Source organism: Ferribacterium limneticum, from assembly GCF_020510565.1.
GTDB classification, from domain to species: domain Bacteria; phylum Pseudomonadota; class Gammaproteobacteria; order Burkholderiales; family Rhodocyclaceae; genus Azonexus; species Azonexus limneticus_B.
Genome location: NZ_CP075189.1, coordinates 1,659,106 through 1,676,854, shown reverse-complemented (window position 1 = coordinate 1,676,854; position 17,749 = coordinate 1,659,106). Strand labels below are relative to the sequence as shown.

Here is a 17,749-nt window from a genome sequence, read left to right as displayed (position 1 = left end):
GATCAGACCGCCATCGTCTGCCGGCTGACATCGCCGACATGGGTGAAGTAGCGCATGCCGAGGGCCTCGGAGAGCTTGTTGGCGGCCGTATCGAGGCCTTGCAGCAGGTCGGCGAGTTCTTCACAGTGCGAATAATCGCGGGCACTGTCGAACTGGATGTTTTCCAGACGGTGCAGGTCGAAGGCCTGCAGACGGGCCAGCGCAGCGGCCAGACCGGCGCCGAAATCGTCGCCGAGTTCGCGCCCCATGCGCTCCAGGTAGTTGCCCAGCACATTGGCCTGAAAGACCACGCCGTGCGGGTTGCTCTCGTCGAAAACGAGCAGGTCGACAACCGGCAGCAGCTCGGGCTGACGCGAGTAGCGCGAGCGGTAGGTGATGATCGAGTCGGACAGCTCAAGCAGCCATTCGAGCGAGCCCTGGCTGCGCGCCGCCGGCATACGGAGAAAATGGGCGACCATCATGGCCAGGAAGGAAAGCCGTTCGAGCCGGCGGCCGATGAACAGGAAGCGCCAGCCATCGTCGCGCGTCATGTTGTCCATGGCGAAACCGGTCAGCGACGACGAGACGCCGAGCACGCGGTCGAGGAAGGCGATCGCTTCGGTCAGCGTCGGGTGCGTCTTGAGCGCCGCCTGTTGATCGCGCTGCAGGCGGTTGAGCGAATGCCAGTGATCGAGCGAAAGGCGCTCGCGGACATGCGTTGCCGACCACATCAGGGCGCGGATATTGCGGGCCAGACTGCCCGGCTGCTCGGGATCGTAGATCGCCTCGAGCAACTCGTGCTCGCCGCCCTCCTTGACTTCGGTGTCCTCGCCCGGCTCGGGCAGCACGCCCAGGCGTCGGGCCAATTCCATCGCCGCGATGACTACCGGCGTCTTCTGGCCGCCGCCGACGACGACGCGCGACAAGGCGACACGCAGCATGCGGGCGCTGTCGTCGAAGCGCTCTGAGTAGCGGCCGAGCCAGAACAGGTTTTCGACGACACGCGAAGTCAGGTTGGCGCCGGCGCGCACCAGATCACGCACGCCGACCGACGGCTTGAGCAGCGAGAACTGGCTGACCGGGCCATTAGTCAATACCCAGGCATCCTTCGAAGCCCCGCCGCGCTGCATCGAAATGATGCGTGTCCCGGCGGCGGTCGTCACCCGGGCCAGGCCGCCCGGCATCACCGAATAACCGTCCGGCGTCGTCACTGCGTAGGCGCGCAGGCCGACCGGCCGGGCCAGCAGGCGACGTTCATGCGCCCGGCTCCAGGTCGGTGCCTGCGACAGGTTGATCATTTCCTGGGCGACGTAGGCGTGTGGCCGTGCTTCGATCCGGCGCAGCATCTCGGCGCGCGCCTCGCCCTTCAATTCGTTGCCGAAAACCGGCTCCATGTTCTGGGTCGGATAGGCCGGCTTGATGACCAGATCGTCGAAGTTTTCCTTGACGTAATCAAGCGCCGGCTTCTCGCCGCACCACCATGTCGCCACCGACGGCATGGCCAGTTTTTCGCCGAGCAGATGCCGGCAGATGGCGGGCAGGAAGCCCATCAGGGCACCGGAAGCAAGCAGGCCGCTGCCCAGCGCATTGGCGATGACGACGCGCCCGGCACGGGCCACGTTGAGCAGGCCGGGAATACCGAGCGCCGACTCGCCGCGCAGTTCGAGCGGATCGCAATAGGCGTCGTCCTGACGGCGCAGGATGACGTGCACGCGCTTCAAACCGCGCAGGGTTTTGAGATAGACGGTTTCGCCGCGCACCGTGAGGTCCTGGCCCTCGACCAGCGGGAAACCCAGGTAGCGGGCCAGGTAGGCGTGTTCGAAATAGGTTTCGTTGTACGGCCCCGGGGTGAGCAGGACCATGTGCGGCTGCTCGTCGCCTTCGACCGGGGCCAACGCAGTCAGGCCGTCGAGCTGGTCGCGGAAGAAGTCGGCGACGTGCTGGACGCGCAGATCACGGAACATTTCCGGGAAAACCCGCGAAACGATGAGCCGGTTTTCCAGCGCATAGCCCGCCCCTGACGGGGCCTGCGTACGGTCGGCGATGACCCACCAGCGGCCGTTCGGCGAACGCGCCAGATCGACGGCGTAATTGTGCAGCCAGATGCCGCCCGGCGGCTTGACGCCGCGGCACGGCCACAGGTAGCCGTGCTGGCCATAGACCAGCGCCGGTGGCAGCAGGCCTTCGGCGAGCAGCGTCTGCTCGCCGTAGAGATCGTCGAGAATGGCGTTGAGCAAGGTGGCGCGCTGGGCGACCGCGGCCGACAGCTCGGCCCATTCGTCGGGCGGAATGATCAGCGGCAGCGGATCGAGCGCCCACGGCCGGTCGGCCCCGTTCGGATCGGCGTAGACGTTGTAGGTCACGCCGTTTTCCTGGATGCGCTGCTCGGAAAAATCGAGTCGACGGCGCATTTCCTCCGGCGTCACCGCATCGAGATGCGTCAGGAACTGATTCCAGTGCGGCCGGACAGACCCGTCCTTGGCCAGCATTTCATCGTAGCGGCGGGGACTGTGGGGGTAGATTGCGAGGAGGGTGCGCGCCATTTATCTTTGTTCTAGTAGAAAAAACAGGCCGTTTCCGGCCTGTTTCCACGGTCAACCCGATTTTTTGGTCAAAACCGACGCAAGTCTAGCGTAAACGGGTGCTCGGCGCTGACCTCCGGCGCCTTGACCTGCAGCTTGCCCGGGGTGTGGCCGAAGCGGAAGAAGCGGGCCAGACGACGGCTTTCAGCCTCGAAGGCATTGACCGGGAAGGTGTCGAAACTGCGCCCGCCCGGATGCGCCACGTGGTACTGGCAACCGCCCAGCGAACGCTGCATCCAGGTATCGACGATGTCGAAGACCAGCGGCGCATGGACGCCGATGGTCGGATGCAGGCAGGACGCCGGCTGCCAGGCACGGTAGCGCACGCCGGCAACGAATTCGCCGTTGATGCCGGTGTTCTGCAGCGGTACCGGAACGCCGTTGCAGGTCAGCACGTAACGGTCGGGCGCCATGCCCTTGATACGCACCTGGACGCGCTCGACCGAGGAATCGACGTAGCGCACAGTGCCGCCACCACCGCCCTCCTCGCCCATGACGTGCCAGGGCTCCAGCGCGTGACGCAGTTCGAACTCCATGCCCTTGACGGCGAAATCGCCGTATTTCGGGAAGCGGAATTCGAAGTGCGGGGCGAACCATTCAGCCTTGAAGGCGAAGCCAGCCTCGGCCATTTCCTGCATGACGTCCTTGAAATCCTGCTCGGCGTAGAACGGCAGCATGAAGCGGTCGTGCAGCTCGGTGCCCCAGCGGGCCAGGCGGGCCGGCTCGTAGGGCGTTTCCCAGAAGCGGGCGATCATGGCCCGGAGCAGCAGTTGCTGGGCCAGCGACATGCGGGCGTGCGGCGGCATTTCGAAGGCGCGCAGCTCGAGCAGGCCGAGGCGGCCGGTCGGGCCGTCCGGCGAGTAGAGCTTGTCGATGCAGAACTCGGAACGGTGCGTGTTGCCGGTGACGTCGGTGAGCAGGTTGCGCAGGATGCGGTCGATCAGCCACGGCGGGACGACGCCGCCCGGCTGCGGAATCTGCTTGAAGGCGATTTCGAGCTCGTAGAGGCTGTCGTTGCGCGCTTCATCGACGCGCGGCGCCTGGCTGGTCGGGCCGATGAACAGGCCGGAGAACAGGTAGGACAGGCTCGGATGGTTGTGCCAGTAGGCGACCAGGCTCTTGAGCAGGTCCGGCCGACGCAGGAAGGGCGAATCGTTCGGCGTGGCGCCGCCGAGGACGAAGTGATTGCCGCCGCCGGTGCCGGTGTGGCGACCATCGACCATGAACTTTTCGGTGGTCAGCCGCGAGTAGTGGGCCGCCTCATAGAGGTGGGTGGTCTGGTCGACCAGTTGATCCCAGCTGCGTGCCGGATGGACGTTGACCTCGATGACACCGGGGTCGGGGGTGACGCTGAAATGCGTCAGGCGCGGGTCGGACGGCGGCGTATAGCCTTCCATGATGACCGGCATTTTCATTTCTTCGGCCGTCGCTTCAACGGCGGCAACGATTTCGAGATAGTCGTCGAGCTTTTCGGTCGGCGGCATGAAGACGTAGAGACGGCCGTCGCGCGGCTCGGCACACATGGCCAGACGGGTGATCCAGCCGGCCGACTCCTTGAAGCGCGGCATCGTTTCAGTCGGCTTTTCCCACGGGCGGACCTTGCCGTCACCGGTCGCCGAGGCGGCGGCTGCACCAGCGCCGGCGGCGCCTGTGCCGGCACCTGCGCTGCCGGTGCGACTCTGCATCTGCGGCTCGCGAGCACCGGCTTCACCGCTCACGCGGTTACGCAGGGCGGCATAGCTGGCCAGCGGATCGGTGGCCATTTCGGCATCGGGCACATTGACGTAAGGGTAGTCGCTCGTTGCCGTCCATGGCTGCGAGTCGTAGGGCAGGCGGTAGCCCATGGCCGAATCGCCGGGGAACAGGTAGCAACGTTCGGCACGCAGGAACCACGGGCCGGTCTGCCACTGGTTCCAGACGTTTTTCATGATCGGCAGGACGTGGCCGACGGTGTAAGTCATGCCCTGGGTGAACACCTTCATGAGGCGTTCACGCTCCATGGCATCGTCGACGCGCGAATCGAAGGGATCGACATTGCCTGGCAAACGGCGCTCGCGCCACATGTGGTAATAGACGTCCTCGAAGGCCGGGAAGACGTAGTCGGAGGTCATGCCCAGGCGTTCGGCGACGCGCTTGAGGAAGCGTTGGGCGTGCTCGGCCGTGGCGCCGTAATCGACGCTTTCGTTTGCGTACAGTTCAGGCGCATTCCAGATCGGCTGGCCATCCTTGCGCCAGAAGCAGTTCAGGCTCCAGCGCGGCAGTTGTTCGCCGGGGTACCACTTGCCCTGACCGAAGTGCATAAGGCCGTTCGGGGCGTATTTTTCACGCAGGCGGTGGAAGAGGTCGGCGGCGAAAATGCGCTTTGTCGGGCCGAGGGCGGCGGTGTTCCATTCGGCGCCATCGGGGTCGTCGACGGCGACGAAAGTCGGTTCGCCGCCTTGCGTCAGGCGGACATCGAGCTTGCCGAGTGTGTCGTCGATCTGGTGGCCGAGGCCTTCGATTTCGAGCCACTGTTCATCGGTGTAGGGCTTGGTGACGCGCGGCGCTTCCCAGATGCGGGTGACCTGCATGTGGTGCGAGAACTCGGTTTCGCATTCGTCGAGGCCGCCAGTGACCGGCGCGGCGGAACCGGGTTCCGGCGTGCAGGCGAGTGGAATGTGGCCTTCGCCGGCGAACAGGCCGGACGTCGGGTCGAGGCCGATCCAGCCGGCGCCCGGCAGGTAGACTTCAGCCCAGGCGTGCAGGTCGGTAAAGTCGGCTTCCGGGCCGGAGGGGCCGTCAAGCGACTTGACGTCGGCGGTAAGCTGGATCAGGTAGCCGGAAACGAAACGGGCTGCCAGGCCGAGGTGGCGCAGGATCTGGACGAGCAGCCAGGCCGAGTCACGGCAGGAGCCGGTACGCTTGGTCAGCGTTTCTTCCGGCGTCTGGACGCCCGGTTCCATGCGGATGGTGTAGCCGATGGCCTTTTGCAGGTTGGCGTTCAGCGCAACGAGGAAATCGACGCTGCGCAGCGGCTCGCGCGAGATGCCGGCCAGGTACTTTTTGAGCTCGGGCGTTTCCGGCAGCTTGTGCAGGTAGGGCGTCAGTTCGTGGCGTTCCCAGGCCTCGTAGGCGAAGGGGATCTTCTCGGCGTGGTCTTCGAGGAAGAAGTCGAAGGGATTGATGACCGACATCTCGGCCACCATGTCGACCTCGATGCTGAATTCGCGGGTCTTCTCCGGGAAAACCAGGCGGGCCAGGTAGTTGCCCTGCGGGTCCTGCTGCCAGTTCACGAAATGCTTGTCCGGACCGATCTTCAGCGAGTAGGACAGGATGCGGGTCCGCGAATGCGGACAGGGGCGCAGGCGAACGACCTGCGGCCCGAGGTTGATCAGGCGATCGTAGTTATAACGGGTAACGTGATTCAGCGCGACATGGATCGACACGAGCTTGCTCCAGACAGAATGATTAACAGCTTAAAAGCAAGACGCGAACCACCTTGCAAGCCATTGTTTTTAAATAAACCAAATCTTCACACGCACCTCATGAAAGCCTGATGACAGGACGGGCGCACCAAAAACGTGCGGCACCACCCCGTGGTACCGCTAGAGAATTTATGGAAGTTTACCGAAACCTTCGGCATCGAGCGGCACGAAGGGGTTGAAGCAGACTTCCCAGAGGAAGCCGTCCGGGTCGGCGAAATAACCGCGAAAGCCGCCCCAGAACACCTTGTCGGCCGGACGGACGAGCGTCGCGCCGACGGCTACCGCTTCTTCCAGCGTGGCGATCACTGCCGCCTCTGAGGGCACGTTGTGAGCCAGCGTGAAACCGTGAAAACCGCTACCGGCCGACGGCACCGCCGCATCCTCGGCCAGCGCCTCGCGCTGGAACAGGGCAAAGGCGACCGACCCGGCCTGATAGAAGGCAATCGCCTCCTGGCTGGTAGATGATTCCTGCCAGCCCAGCGCCTTGTAGAAAGCCCGGCTACGGGCCAGATCGGACACGCCGAGGGTGATGAAGCTGATGGTCTGGTTCATGATTTCTGGCGCCTGATTGCAGACGGCAATTTTATGCGTATCGATTTCAAAATTGGCCAAATTTTCCGGTTGACCGTGGAAGTCTGTCCGGGCTGGCCGCTACACTCGAAAATCGCCGCAACTCAGCGTATCAAACGGGTCACTTGGCGCCATTTTCCCCGGCGGAATCCCCGGCAGCATAATCAACATGGCGCGGCAAAATGACCGTGAAGCGCGTGCCCTTGCCGACTTCGCTGCTCACTTCAATGCGGCCATGATGTTTCCTGACGATGCCGTAGGACAGCGAAAGCCCCAGCCCGGTGCCTTTGCCGACCGGTTTGGTGGTGAAGAATGGCTCGAAGATGCGACTGAGGTTTTCCGGCGGAATGCCGCGCCCGGTGTCTTCGATTTCGACACGTACTTCGTCCGCGCTGCTGGCCGTCCGGATGGTGATCTGACCGTGTTCTTCGATGGCCTGCGAGGCATTGACGAGCAGGTTCATGAAGACCTGGTTGAGCTGCGACGGCGCGCACATGATTTCCGGAATGGCAGCGTATTCCTTGACGACCTTGGCCTTGTACTTGAGTTCGTTCCAGACCACGTTGAGCGTGCTGTCTAGCCCCATTTCGAGGTTGGCCAGGACGATTTCGGAACTGCTGACGTGGGAGAAATTCTTGAGGTCGCGGACGATGTCCTGAACGCGCTGGACGCCGTCGTTGGTTTCGGCCAGCAGGACCTCGAGATCCTGCTGCAGGTAATCGAGGTCGAGTTCCTTTTTCAACTGCGTGACGTTGAGCTGAGAGGCTTCGCCGAGTTCGTGCTCGATTTCGGCGTAGGCGTTGAGGACCTTGCCGATGTCCGCGATATAGCGTTGCAGCGTACCGAGGTTGGATTTGACGAAGCCGACGGGATTGTTGATTTCGTGCGCCACGCCGGCCGCCAGCTGGCCGATGGAGGCCATCTTTTCGGACTGGATCAACTGGCTCTGCGCCTCTTCGAGACGGGCGATCAGCGCCGCCTGCTGTTCGCGCTCGGCCTGCAGATCGCTGTTAGCCGACTGCAGCTCGGCGGTGCGCTGCTCGACGCGCCGCTCGAGTTCGTCGCGCGATTCGCGCAGGGCGTCTTCGGCGGCAACCCGGCGGGTCACGTCGGCAAAGCTGAAAACACGGCCGACGATGTGTTCGCCGAGGTATTGCGGCCGCGACTTGCATTCGAAGACCCGGCCATCGGCCAGGTTGAAATGCTCGTCGCTCGCCTCGCTGTCCACGATGGCGCTCAGCCTTTCCCGGCAGGCCGCCTGCTCCTTGACGAGGCTAGAAACGTGGTCGATGACGGCGTCGTCCTTGTGCTGTTCGAGCAGTTCATCGGGAATCGCCCACATGGCCGAGAACATCCGGTTCATGCTGACGATACGGCCGTGCCAGTCGATGGCCAGAATGCCGTTGCCGGTGGCTTCGAGCGTGGCGCGCAGGCGGGACAGCGTCTGCTCGAGTTGCTCCTCGGTCTTGCGCTCCTGGCGGATATCGCGGGCCTGAACGAGGAGGTAGGTTTTGTCCTCATGCTGAATCAGCGAGATCGACTTGGAGACTTCAATAAGCTCGCCGTCGGCACCGCAGTAAAGCCCCTCCTGCCATTCGATTTCGGTAAAGCTGCCCGCCGCGACCTCCTCCCAGTAAAAGACATCCGGCAGCGAGCTTTCGATGTCGATGATCTTGCGCGCCAGCAGCTCCTCCACCGTGTAACCGAGCACCTGTCCGGCCAGGCGGTTGGCGCGGACGATCTGCAAGCCGTTGGGATCGACCAGCAGAACCATGCTGGCACTGTGATCGAGCATCTTTTGCTCGAGAGAGATCATTTCCTGGTCCCCTCCTGCGCCTGGCTGGCGTCGAAGTAGTAGCTGACCCGCTTGCGGGGGCTCAGGTAATTGTAGATATGGCGCGGCACCAGGGCCGGCTTGATCGCCTTGGCGATATTGAGGTCGGAATCCTGCGACAGGTCGATCAGGATCGCCTCGTCGCGGGGAACCGATTCGTCGTAAACAATGAGGATCGGCTTCATCGGCTGGCCGGTATTGACCGTCGCCACCATCGCCATGGCGCCATTCGACAGCTGCACCACGGTCCCCGGCGGATAAACGCCGAGCCGACGAATGAGCAGTTGCAGCAGCCGCGGGTCGAACTTGCCGCGCAATTTGGCGAACATGAGCGACAGGGCTTCGTGCGGCATCAGCGCGTTGGCGATGTTGACCGGGTTGCACAGCTCGTCGTAGTAGTTGGCCAGCCCGACAATGCGCGCCATCAGGTTGATGCTGTCGCCCTTGAGGTGCTGCGGGTAGCCCGAGCCGTCGAACATTTCGTGATGCTGGTGGATGATGGCGAGCACGGGCGGCGCAAAGCCGAGACGCTTGCCCAGCGTCACGCCGTAATCGCAATGCTGCTCGAAGAGATGTTGCTCGGCCTGCGTCAGGGGCTCGACCTTGAGCAGGATGCGGCTGGGAATTTCTGATCGCCCGAGGTCGTGGAACATGGCGCCCATGCCGAGTGCGGTGACCGCCTCCTGCGGCACGCCGAGGTCGCGGGCAAGCATGAGCGACAACATGGTGACGTTGAGCGAGTGAAAATACAGCTCCTCGCCGCCGGTCATGTCGCCCATGACGTGAATGGCCAGTTCCGGCGCGCTGAGGATGGATTCCGAAATCTGGTCGACCAGCTGATTGGCCGCTTTCACCGTCTCGGCCGGCTTGGTCAGGATGTTTTTTTCGACCTCGCGGATGGTGCTGGCGGTCACGATGAAGGCATTTTCGATGCGCGCTGCCGCAGCGCGCTGGACGCGAATGCGCTCGATCATCTGTTTCTTGGCCGCCAGCGCCTGGGCGATGACCGGGCTGACCTCATCCCTGGCCGGCGCGGCCGGCGGCGTTTGCTCCGGGCTCTCGCGGTCGCTCAGCTCCGGGCTGTAGCGCACGCGCTTGAGGCCCAGCCCGCGGATGGTCCGGATCTGTTCCTCATTCTTGATCTTGAAATGGCTGAGGGCAAACGGATGCTCGAACCAGCGCAGATCGAGATAGACGTACAGCCCTATCCGAAGTTCGCTGACATCAATGGTGGGATCGCTGTTCACGGTTTTTGCTAGCGGGTAGCCAACAGGCGGGGAATCGAATGGCCCATTCTATCCCTCTCCGGCACCAGGCCGGAAACCCGGCGTCGGCTTCACCGAATCGGCCATTCCACGGTCAACCGGAAAAAATGGCTAATTTTGCAATCGCCGGATACGCCGGTCTTGATGAATCCGACGTGCCGCTTCATCGTTTTATGCGGGCAGCTTCGAAAATGAAGAGGCACTCAGACCGGTTGATGCTTCTGCAGTTTTGGCACGCTGGGAATACGAATCCGCTTGCCTTCAACCACGATCAGGCCAAGCTCGCTCAGGTCATGCAGGATGCGCGAAAAATGCTCCTGGGTCAGATTGAGCCGGGAGGCAATCACGCCCTTGTTCGACGAAAGCTCAAGCACGGCGTTCTCGGCGCCATGCTCGCTTTCGGGCAGTTCGTGCATGAGGTAACCGATGACGCGCTGGGTTCCCGAATGCAATGAGTAGGATTCAACATCGGTCATTAGCTGATGCAGGCGCATGGCCATGCCGGCCATCATTTTTCGGACGAAAGCATGGTCGCTCTGCAACTCCTCATCAAGGGCCGCCTTTGAGACATGCAGGACGAGCGAGTCGCTCAGCGCCTGGGCAAAGACAAAATACGGCTTGTCCATGAGCATGATGGCTTCACCGAAGCTCTGCCCCGGCTGAATGATCTCGACCACCTTGTCGGTGCCCTGTGCCGAGGAAAGCGCCAGTTTTATCTGGCCATAGACCAAAACATGAAATCCCGTGCATGGATCGCCATGGCGAAACAGCATGTCACCCTTGACGAGTCGCAGTTCATGCGTCCCTTTTGCCATTCTGGCGAGCTCTTCCGGTGACAGCCCCTCGAACAGGGGAATACGACTTAAAAGGCTCTCGATTTGTACCGGCTGGAAATCCCGCATGCTGCCTCCTCGCTATTAATCGCGCTCAATGCTAATCCATTTGGCATTTATTGGCCGCATTGTGGCTTTTGATTTGAATCAATTCAAGCCATGATAACCGCAATCAATGCACGAGCACTTTTGAACCCGAGGCAGGCAAATTATTCTGCCCATTTGCCGCTTGTTTATTGCGGCACAGGCTTGGGCGAAGCCGTCAGCGCGGGCCGCCGTAGTCGTCGGCCAGCTGATCGTAATGGGCGTGCGCCTCGGTTTCGGTGAGCGCCGCGGCGTGCCATTCGAGCATCGCCGGATGGGCCAGCAGGGCGTCGCGGTAAGCGGCGGCGACGGGCGGCAGGGGCACGTTGTAGACGTTGAAGCGGCAGACGACAGGGGCAAACATGGCGTCGGCCACCGAGAATTCGCCGAACAGCCAAGGGCCGTTGCCGGTGGCAAACTGGCTGCGCGCTTCCGTCCAGATTTCGACGACGCGGTCAATGTCGCGCTGGACTTCCGGGGTCGCCGGCTTGCCCTTGAGTCTGAACTTGAGGTTCATCGGCATGGCGGTGCGCAGCTTGGCGAAGCCGGCGTGCATTTCGGCCGAGATGCTGCGCGCCCTGGCCCGTGCCCTGGCGTCGGCCGGCCACATCTGCGAATAGCGTTCGGCCAGGGTTTCGGCGATGGCGATGCTCTCCCAGACCTGAAAACCGTCTTCGTGCAGGCAGGGTACGCGGGCGTTGCCGGCCAGCGGCTTGAGCGCCGCGTTGTAATCGCGTCCGGCCACCGACACCATGTGCTCGGTAAAGGGGATGGCGAAATGCTTCATCAGCAGCCACGGCCGCAACGACCACGACGAGTAGTTTTTGTTGCCGATGTAGAGATCGAACATGGCGCGCTCCTTGGTTGGGACAAACTGGCCAAACTTTACCGCAAATCAATGGGGAAACAGAGGAAGGCAATTGCTACGGTCAACCGGAAAAAACGGCCAAATTTGAAATCGCAGATCACCGCTTTGCCGCGTTTGCCATGCAGCGTCGGACGCCCGCAGCCCGTATAATTCGCGCTCCCGGGCCCTGCCCTGTCATCGATCGCCAGCCATGTTCCAGCATTTGAAATTTCCCCTGTTTTTCCTGTTGACCGCAGCAATGCTTACCGCCTGCGGCGAGGTCGAGGACACGCGGCCGGGGCAGCCGGTCAAGCACCGGCAGGTGGCGTTCAAGGAGATCGTCAAGACTTTTGAGCCGATGGGCGTAATGCTGCGCAAGGAGACCTACAAGGCCGACAAGTTCCTGCCCATGGCCGAAGCCCTGCTCGCCAAGCGGGATGGTCCGTGGGACTATTTTGGGGCGGACACCAACTACCCGCCGACCAAGGCGACGGCCGAGGTCTGGAAGCAGCCGGAAGAATTCGAGAAGAACAAGAAAGCCTTCATCACCGCCACCGACGCCCTGCTCGTCGCCGCCCAGAGCAAGGACAAGGCGCAGGTCGAAAAGGCTTACGACGCCGTGCATGAAGCCTGCAAGACCTGCCACAAGCAGTTCAAGGAACGCTGAGATTCCGGGAAATTCCGCATGTTGAGACTGACCGAACTGAAGCTGCCGCTCGATCACGCGGCGGACGCGCTGCGCCCGGCGCTTTGCCAGCGGCTGGGGATTGCCGATGGCGAGCTGATCGACTTCACGATTTTCAAGCGCAGCTACGATGCGCGCAAAAAATCGGCGATCACGCTGATCTACACGCTCGACTTCAATGTTCGCGACGAGCCGGCTCTGCTCAAAAAACTGGCCGATGACCGCAACATCGGCCCGCGCCCGAACACCGACTACAAGTTCGTTGCCCAGGCGCCGGCCGAATTGAAGACCCGCCCGGTCATCATCGGCACCGGCCCCTGCGGCCTGCTCGCCGGGCTGATCCTCGCCCAGATGGGCTTCAAACCGATCATCCTCGAACGCGGCAAGGCCGTGCGCGAACGGACCAAGGACACCTGGGGCCTGTGGCGTAACAACAAGCTCAACCCGGAATCGAACGTCCAGTTCGGCGAAGGCGGTGCCGGTACCTTCTCGGACGGCAAGCTCTACAGCCAGATCAAGGACCCGCAGCACCATGGCCGCAAGGTGCTCGAAGAGTTCGTCAAGGCCGGCGCGCCGGAAGAGATCATGTACGTCAGCAAGCCGCACATCGGCACTTTCCGGCTGGTCAAAATGGTCGAGAACATCCGGGCGACGATCACCGATCTGGGCGGTGAAGTCCGTTTCGGCAGCAAGGTCGAGCGGCTGGTCATCGATGACCATCAGGTGCGCGGCGTGGTCTTGGCCGACGGCCAGACCATCGCCACCGACCATGTCGTCCTCGCCGTCGGCCACAGCGCCCGCGACACCTTTCAGACCCTGCACGAACAAGGCGTTTTCATCGAGGCCAAGCCCTTCTCCATCGGCTTCCGCATCGAACACCCACAGGCCATGATCGACAAGGCCCGTTTCGGCCCCAATGCCGGCAACGAAATCCTCGGCGCCGCCGACTACAAGCTGGTCCATCACTGCGGCAACGGCCGCGCCGCCTACAGTTTCTGCATGTGCCCGGGCGGCCAGGTCGTCGCCGCCACCTCGGAAGAAGGCCGCGTCGTGACCAACGGCATGAGCCAGTATTCGCGCGCCGAACGCAACGCCAACGCGGCGCTCGTCGTCGAAGTGAAGCCGGAAGATTTCCCCGGCGACTACAAGACCAATCCGTTGGCCGGCATCGAGTACCAGCGGCAATGGGAATCGGCCGCCTTCGTCGCCGGCGGCAGCAACTACGCCGCCCCGGCCCAGCGCGTCGGCGACTTCCTAGCCGGTCGGCCGTCTACACAATTAGGAGAAGTCGATCCGTCTTACCAGCCGGGCGTGCACATGACCGACCTGGCCAGTTGCGCCCCGGCCTACGTCATCGACGCCCTGCGCGAAGCCATCCCGGCCTTCGACAAGCAGATTCGCGGTTTCGCCATGGCCGACGCCATCCTGACCGGCGTCGAGACGCGTACCTCGTCACCGATCCGAATCAAACGCGGCGCCGATTACCAGAGTATCAACACCCGCGGCCTCTATCCGGCCGGCGAAGGCGCCGGTTACGCTGGCGGGATTCTGTCGGCGGGGGTGGATGGCATCAAGGTCGCCGAAGCGGTGGCGCTGTCGATGGCTGGACAGAGCTAGTCAGGCTTCAGGCAAACTGCCCGGCCACCCAGCCGGACGACCACGCCCACTGGAAGTTGTAGCCGCCCAGCCAGCCGGTGACGTCGACGACTTCGCCGATAAAGAACAAGCCCGGCGCCGCCTTGGCTTCCATGGTTTTCGACGACAGCGCATCGGTCGATACGCCGCCCAGCGTTACTTCGGCCTTGGCAAAACCCAGCGTACCGGCCGGCATGAGCGGCCAGGCGTTGAGCTTGCCGGCAATCATCTCGAGATCGCGGCGGCCCAGTTCGCCAATCGGCCGCGTCACGATTTTTTCGCCGCCGAGCAGCGCACACCATTCGTGGGCGAAGCGGCGGGGCAGACGTTCGGCCAGCAGATTGGGCAGATGCACCCGGCCCTGCCGGTGCTCCTCGAGCCAGGCACCGGCATCGAGGCCGGGCAGCAGGTCGATCTCGACGGGCTGCTTCTTGCCGCTGCGGTACTCCTGCATCTGCCAGTAGCTCGAAATTTGCAGGATGGCCGGGCCGGACAGGCCGCGGTGGGTGATCAACACGTTTTCGCGGAACTGCGCGCCGTCAAATTGGGCAACGGCGTCGAGCGTCGATCCGGCCAGCGGCTTGATCGGTTCGAGCACCTCGGGCCCCAGCGCCAGCGGCACGAGGGCCGGTTTGGGCGCGACGACGGGAATGCCGAACTGCTCGGCCAGGCGGTAGCCGAACGGGCTGGCGCCGATTTTTGGAATGGCCAGCCCACCGGTGGCGACGACTAGCGACTGGCAGGAAAAACGGCCATTTTCCGTGTCGACCGTGTAACGTCTGGCTGCCTCGCCTGGATGGCGTTCGATGTGCTGCACAGCACAAGGGAAGGCCCATTGGACGCCGGCGTCGTCGCAGGCATCGCGCAGCATGTCGATGATCTGCTCGGCCGAATCGTCGCAGAACAGTTGGCCATGTTCGCGCTCGTGATAGGCGATGCGCCGCTTGTCCATCATGGCGATGAAATCGAACTGCGAGAAGCGCGCCAGTGCCGAACGGCAGAAATGCGGATTCTGCGACAGGTAGTTGTCGGCACTGACTGTGCGATTGGTGAAATTGCAACGCCCGCCACCCGAGATGCGGATGCGCTCACCGAGCGTCGCGGCGTGATCGACGAGCAGCACGCGCCGGCCGCGCGCCCCGGCCTGGGCCGCACACATCATGCCGGCCGCGCCGGCGCCAATAACGATGATGTCGAAATGCATGGGGTCCGATCGGGAGAGATAGCTTGCACTGAAACGGGGCGGATTCTATCACCCGGGGCAACGCTGACCGGCTTGACCGCATTGCGGCACCAAATCGAGGCACATTTCGCCTAGCGGGGAAATCATTTGTTGTAAACGCAACAACCCAAATGCACATTCGTAATGCATAATCCTCAGACGCCGATCCGGCCGAAATACTGTTTCAGAAATCACACGGAATAACGATGGCAGAATGCTTTTCAGGCATTTTCACCAGAAAATTGCCGATTCTGAAATCACATTTATGCAATACGTTTGAAACAGATGTTTGTCACACTGGCCCGAAACTCTTTACCCAGGCCATACCGGCGACATTGCTGCATTGCAGCATTTTGTTAAAAACATTGTTACAATGCACCCCGCAGCAATTATTTACTTACCCATTTCAAGGAGCGTCCGATGTCCATCAATCCCGAGCAGTTCGCCGCCGCTAACAAAGCCGCCGTTGATTCCCTGTTGTCCGTCGCCAACACCGCCCTGGCTTCCGCCGAGCGCATCGCCAGCCTGAATCTTGAAACCGCCCGTTCCGTGCTGGAAGACTCCGTCTCCAACGCCAAGGCCCTGATGGGTGCCAAGGATCCGCAAGAAGCCCTGTCCATCCAGGCTTCCCTGGCCCAGCCGAGCGTCGAGAAGGCTGTTGCCTACTCCAAGTCGGTTTACGAAATCTCCACCGAAACCCAGGAACAACTGGCCAAGATGGTTGAAGCCCAATTCGGCGACTTCCAGAAGAACGTTGCTTCCATGCTCGAAAAGGCTGCCAAGTCTGCCCCGGCTGGTTCCGACGTTGCCGTTGCTGCCGTTCAGAGCGCCATCGCTGCCGCCAACTCGGCTTTCGACAACATGCGCAAGACCGCCAAGCAAGTGACCGAAATGGCCCAGACCAACATGGCTGCCGCTACCAGCGCCACCGCCAAGGCTGTCAAGAAGTCCAAGTAATTTTCAGCTCTCGCTGAACTGGAAAGGCCCGCATCGCTGCGGGCCTTTTTCTTTGGGACTCGCCTGAAAACTCAGGCGGCCAGCATGCGTCGCAAGCCGCGCATGAGCGTGCCGATGGCCGGCAGTTTCATGTACAACTCCTCGGCCGCATCCCAGTAGTCGCGGTGGTAGCAGACCTTGCCGTCGGCATCGAATTTGAGATGCGAGACGCCGCGCATGACCTGGGCCTCGCCCTTGCCCCACAGCTTCACGCGGTAATAAAACTCCCAGACCAGCATCGCGCCCTTATCGTCAGCGACCTTTTCGGTGACGACGAAACGCGGCTCGGCAACCTGTCCGAACATGTGGGTGAAGATGCGCTGGATGGCCGGCAGGCCGCGCACTTCATTGAACGGGTCCTTGAAATAGGCATCGTCGCTGTAAAACTCGGGAAAGCGGGCGACGCTGGCCGGGGCGAATTCGTTGTAGAAGACGATCAGTTCGTCGAGTGTCATGTCAGCCTCCGGTGAAGCGGCGAATGAGCGGGAAATACCAGCGGTAAGGCAGCAGGGCGAAAAGCTTCATGAGGCGGGTAAAGCGCTTTGGGAAATGGATTTCGAAATTCGCCGACTTAAAGCCGTCGACCGTGGCAATCGCTGCCTGTTCCGGCGTCAGCAGTGCTGGCATGGCGAAATCGTTTTTCGCTGTCAGTTGGGTTGAAACGAAGCCGGGGTTGATCACCCAGACGCCGATGCCTTTCGGTGCGAGATCGAGATGCAGCACTTCGGCGAAATGAATGAGCGCCGCCTTGCCCGGCCCGTAGCAAAGCGCCTTGGGCAGGCCGCGGTAGCCGGCGACGCTGGCGACGAAGGCGATGCCGCCGCCCGGTTTGAGGTCGCCGAGCACGGTTGCGGCAAGGCGCATGGCGGCATTGAAATTGACGGTGACCACCTTTTCAGCGACGGCCAGATCGAAGTTGTCGGCGCGCATCGGGACGTAGTCGCCGGCCAGATAGACAACGAGATCGATGCCGCCCCAGATTTCCAGAATTGATTGCCGGGCGTCCGCGAGGCTGGCGACATCAGTCGCATCACAGGGCAGCAGCAAGGCATCCGCGATGCCCAGTGCCAGAAGCTTGTCAGCACTGCGGGCCGACAGGGCCACCCGGGCGCCGCGCCCGGCCAATTCGCGGGCAATGGCGGCGCCGATGCCGCTCGATGCGCCGACGAGCCAGACGCACTTGCCCTTCCAGTCGGAGATGATCGGGTTGGAAGACATGGGCACCGCCCTAGCGCTTGACGAAGGTCAGCGTCACTTCGCCCAGGTTGAAGCCCCACTTCGACATGTAGGAGCGGTTCATCATGACCTTCTCGTCCATCAGGAACATCCAGTCGTCGAAATCGACGTTGTACACCTTGCCGTCGACCGGCAGCGCCAGCACGTAACGCCAGCGCAGGGCATTGCCGGAAACTTCGCCGATCGCCTCGCCGACAACATCGTCCGCCCGGCCGCGGAAAGTGCCGTCGGCCTGTTTGGTCAGCGTCCAGACGCGGCGCGAGGTGGTGCCGTCGGACCATTTGAAGTTCTCGTCGAGGACGCCGGTGTCGCCATTCCACTTGGCGTCGATGACGACATGGAAGCGTTTTTGCACCTCACCACCCCGGCCCTGGAAAACACCCCAAGCGTCGAGCGTACCGTTCAGATAAGTCTTGAGATCGAGAGCCGGCTGTTCGGCGCGGTATTGTTCGACGCCGGTCGAGGCGCAGCCGGCCAGGCCGAGGGTGAAGGCAGCAGCGAGCAAGAGTTTCATGAT

At 62.4% G+C, this 17,749-nt stretch carries 14 protein-coding genes; 3 read left to right on the top strand and 11 right to left on the bottom strand.

Annotation, left to right across the window (positions count from 1 at the left end; translation table 11 throughout):
* Positions 1 to 2: 2 nt before the first annotated feature.
* From KI610_RS08085 to KI610_RS08055, 7 genes are all read right to left on the bottom strand, one after another.
* Entirely contained in the window at positions 3 to 2,522 is a 2,520-nt protein-coding gene (locus tag KI610_RS08085) for a circularly permuted type 2 ATP-grasp protein (protein WP_226498135.1), read from the bottom strand.
* 68 nt (positions 2,523 to 2,590) lie between these two features.
* On the bottom strand, positions 2,591 to 5,986 hold the full coding sequence (locus tag KI610_RS08080; RefSeq protein WP_226498134.1) for a transglutaminase family protein: 3,396 nt from the start codon (positions 5,984 to 5,986) through the stop codon (positions 2,591 to 2,593).
* A 168-nt stretch (positions 5,987 to 6,154) separates the two neighbouring features.
* Positions 6,155 to 6,577 carry a VOC family protein gene (locus KI610_RS08075; protein ID WP_226498133.1) on the bottom strand — a complete coding sequence of 141 codons (423 nt, stop codon included), beginning with the start codon at positions 6,575 to 6,577 and terminating at the stop codon, positions 6,155 to 6,157.
* 139 nt (positions 6,578 to 6,716) lie between these two features.
* A complete protein-coding gene (locus KI610_RS08070; RefSeq protein WP_226498132.1) occupies positions 6,717 to 8,411 on the bottom strand; it encodes an ATP-binding protein in 1,695 nt (564 codons plus the stop codon).
* The gene (locus KI610_RS08065) at positions 8,408 to 9,676 is read right to left on the bottom strand and encodes an HD-GYP domain-containing protein (protein ID WP_226498131.1); all 1,269 of its coding nucleotides are present in this window, start codon (positions 9,674 to 9,676) and stop codon (positions 8,408 to 8,410) included. The genes KI610_RS08070 and KI610_RS08065 overlap by 4 nt, the downstream gene beginning before the upstream one ends.
* Positions 9,677 to 9,897: 221 nt before the next feature.
* The gene (locus tag KI610_RS08060; RefSeq protein ID WP_226498130.1) at positions 9,898 to 10,596 is read right to left on the bottom strand and encodes a Crp/Fnr family transcriptional regulator; all 699 of its coding nucleotides are present in this window, start codon (positions 10,594 to 10,596) and stop codon (positions 9,898 to 9,900) included.
* A gap of 193 nt (positions 10,597 to 10,789) precedes the next feature.
* Positions 10,790 to 11,461: a glutathione S-transferase gene (locus tag KI610_RS08055; RefSeq protein WP_226498129.1), complete on the bottom strand. Its 672-nt coding sequence runs from the start codon at positions 11,459 to 11,461 to the stop codon at positions 10,790 to 10,792.
* 208 nt (positions 11,462 to 11,669) lie between these two features.
* On the opposite strand from KI610_RS08055, the gene KI610_RS08050 reads away from it, so the two are divergent.
* Both KI610_RS08050 and KI610_RS08045 read left to right on the top strand, forming a co-directional pair.
* The gene (locus tag KI610_RS08050; protein ID WP_226498128.1) at positions 11,670 to 12,125 is read left to right on the top strand and encodes a c-type cytochrome; all 456 of its coding nucleotides are present in this window, start codon (positions 11,670 to 11,672) and stop codon (positions 12,123 to 12,125) included.
* Between the two features lie 18 nt (positions 12,126 to 12,143).
* A complete protein-coding gene (locus KI610_RS08045) occupies positions 12,144 to 13,760 on the top strand; it encodes an NAD(P)/FAD-dependent oxidoreductase (protein ID WP_226498127.1) in 1,617 nt (538 codons plus the stop codon).
* Positions 13,761 to 13,767: 7 nt separating this feature from the next.
* On the opposite strand, the gene KI610_RS08040 is transcribed toward KI610_RS08045, so the two are convergent.
* A complete protein-coding gene (locus KI610_RS08040; protein ID WP_226498126.1) occupies positions 13,768 to 14,982 on the bottom strand; it encodes a BaiN/RdsA family NAD(P)/FAD-dependent oxidoreductase in 1,215 nt (404 codons plus the stop codon).
* 438 nt (positions 14,983 to 15,420) lie between these two features.
* Between KI610_RS08040 and KI610_RS08035 the strand changes: the two genes are divergently transcribed.
* Positions 15,421 to 15,957, top strand: a complete 537-nt coding sequence (locus KI610_RS08035; protein ID WP_226498125.1) for a phasin family protein — start codon at positions 15,421 to 15,423, stop codon at positions 15,955 to 15,957.
* Positions 15,958 to 16,028: 71 nt separating this feature from the next.
* On the opposite strand, the gene KI610_RS08030 is transcribed toward KI610_RS08035, so the two are convergent.
* From KI610_RS08030 to KI610_RS08020, 3 genes are read right to left on the bottom strand one after another with little or no spacing between them, the layout of a single operon-like run.
* On the bottom strand, positions 16,029 to 16,451 hold the full coding sequence (locus tag KI610_RS08030; RefSeq protein ID WP_226498124.1) for a nuclear transport factor 2 family protein: 423 nt from the start codon (positions 16,449 to 16,451) through the stop codon (positions 16,029 to 16,031).
* Position 16,452: 1 nt separating this feature from the next.
* Positions 16,453 to 17,214: an SDR family NAD(P)-dependent oxidoreductase gene (locus tag KI610_RS08025; protein ID WP_226498123.1), complete on the bottom strand. Its 762-nt coding sequence runs from the start codon at positions 17,212 to 17,214 to the stop codon at positions 16,453 to 16,455.
* Between the two features lie 10 nt (positions 17,215 to 17,224).
* Positions 17,225 to 17,746: a DUF3833 domain-containing protein gene (locus KI610_RS08020; protein ID WP_226498122.1), complete on the bottom strand. Its 522-nt coding sequence runs from the start codon at positions 17,744 to 17,746 to the stop codon at positions 17,225 to 17,227.
* Positions 17,747 to 17,749: the final 3 nt, after the last annotated feature.

Excerpts from the sequence above, each read along its gene's own strand:
- KI610_RS08085 (WP_226498135.1), bottom strand. The coding sequence starts at position 2,522 with ATGGCGCGCACCCTCCTCGCAATCTACCCCCACAGTCCCCGCCGCTAC.
- KI610_RS08075 (WP_226498133.1), bottom strand. The coding sequence starts at position 6,577 with ATGAACCAGACCATCAGCTTCATCACCCTCGGCGTGTCCGATCTGGCC.
- KI610_RS08070 (WP_226498132.1), bottom strand. The coding sequence starts at position 8,411 with ATGATCTCTCTCGAGCAAAAGATGCTCGATCACAGTGCCAGCATGGTT.
- KI610_RS08060 (WP_226498130.1), bottom strand. The coding sequence starts at position 10,596 with ATGCGGGATTTCCAGCCGGTACAAATCGAGAGCCTTTTAAGTCGTATT.
- KI610_RS08055 (WP_226498129.1), bottom strand. The coding sequence starts at position 11,461 with ATGTTCGATCTCTACATCGGCAACAAAAACTACTCGTCGTGGTCGTTG.
- KI610_RS08050 (WP_226498128.1), top strand. The coding sequence starts at position 11,670 with ATGTTCCAGCATTTGAAATTTCCCCTGTTTTTCCTGTTGACCGCAGCA.
- KI610_RS08045 (WP_226498127.1), top strand. The coding sequence starts at position 12,144 with ATGTTGAGACTGACCGAACTGAAGCTGCCGCTCGATCACGCGGCGGAC.
- KI610_RS08040 (WP_226498126.1), bottom strand. The coding sequence starts at position 14,982 with ATGCATTTCGACATCATCGTTATTGGCGCCGGCGCGGCCGGCATGATG.
- KI610_RS08035 (WP_226498125.1), top strand. The coding sequence starts at position 15,421 with ATGTCCATCAATCCCGAGCAGTTCGCCGCCGCTAACAAAGCCGCCGTT.
- KI610_RS08030 (WP_226498124.1), bottom strand. The coding sequence starts at position 16,451 with ATGACACTCGACGAACTGATCGTCTTCTACAACGAATTCGCCCCGGCC.
- KI610_RS08025 (WP_226498123.1), bottom strand. The coding sequence starts at position 17,214 with ATGTCTTCCAACCCGATCATCTCCGACTGGAAGGGCAAGTGCGTCTGG.
- KI610_RS08020 (WP_226498122.1), bottom strand. The coding sequence starts at position 17,746 with ATGAAACTCTTGCTCGCTGCTGCCTTCACCCTCGGCCTGGCCGGCTGC.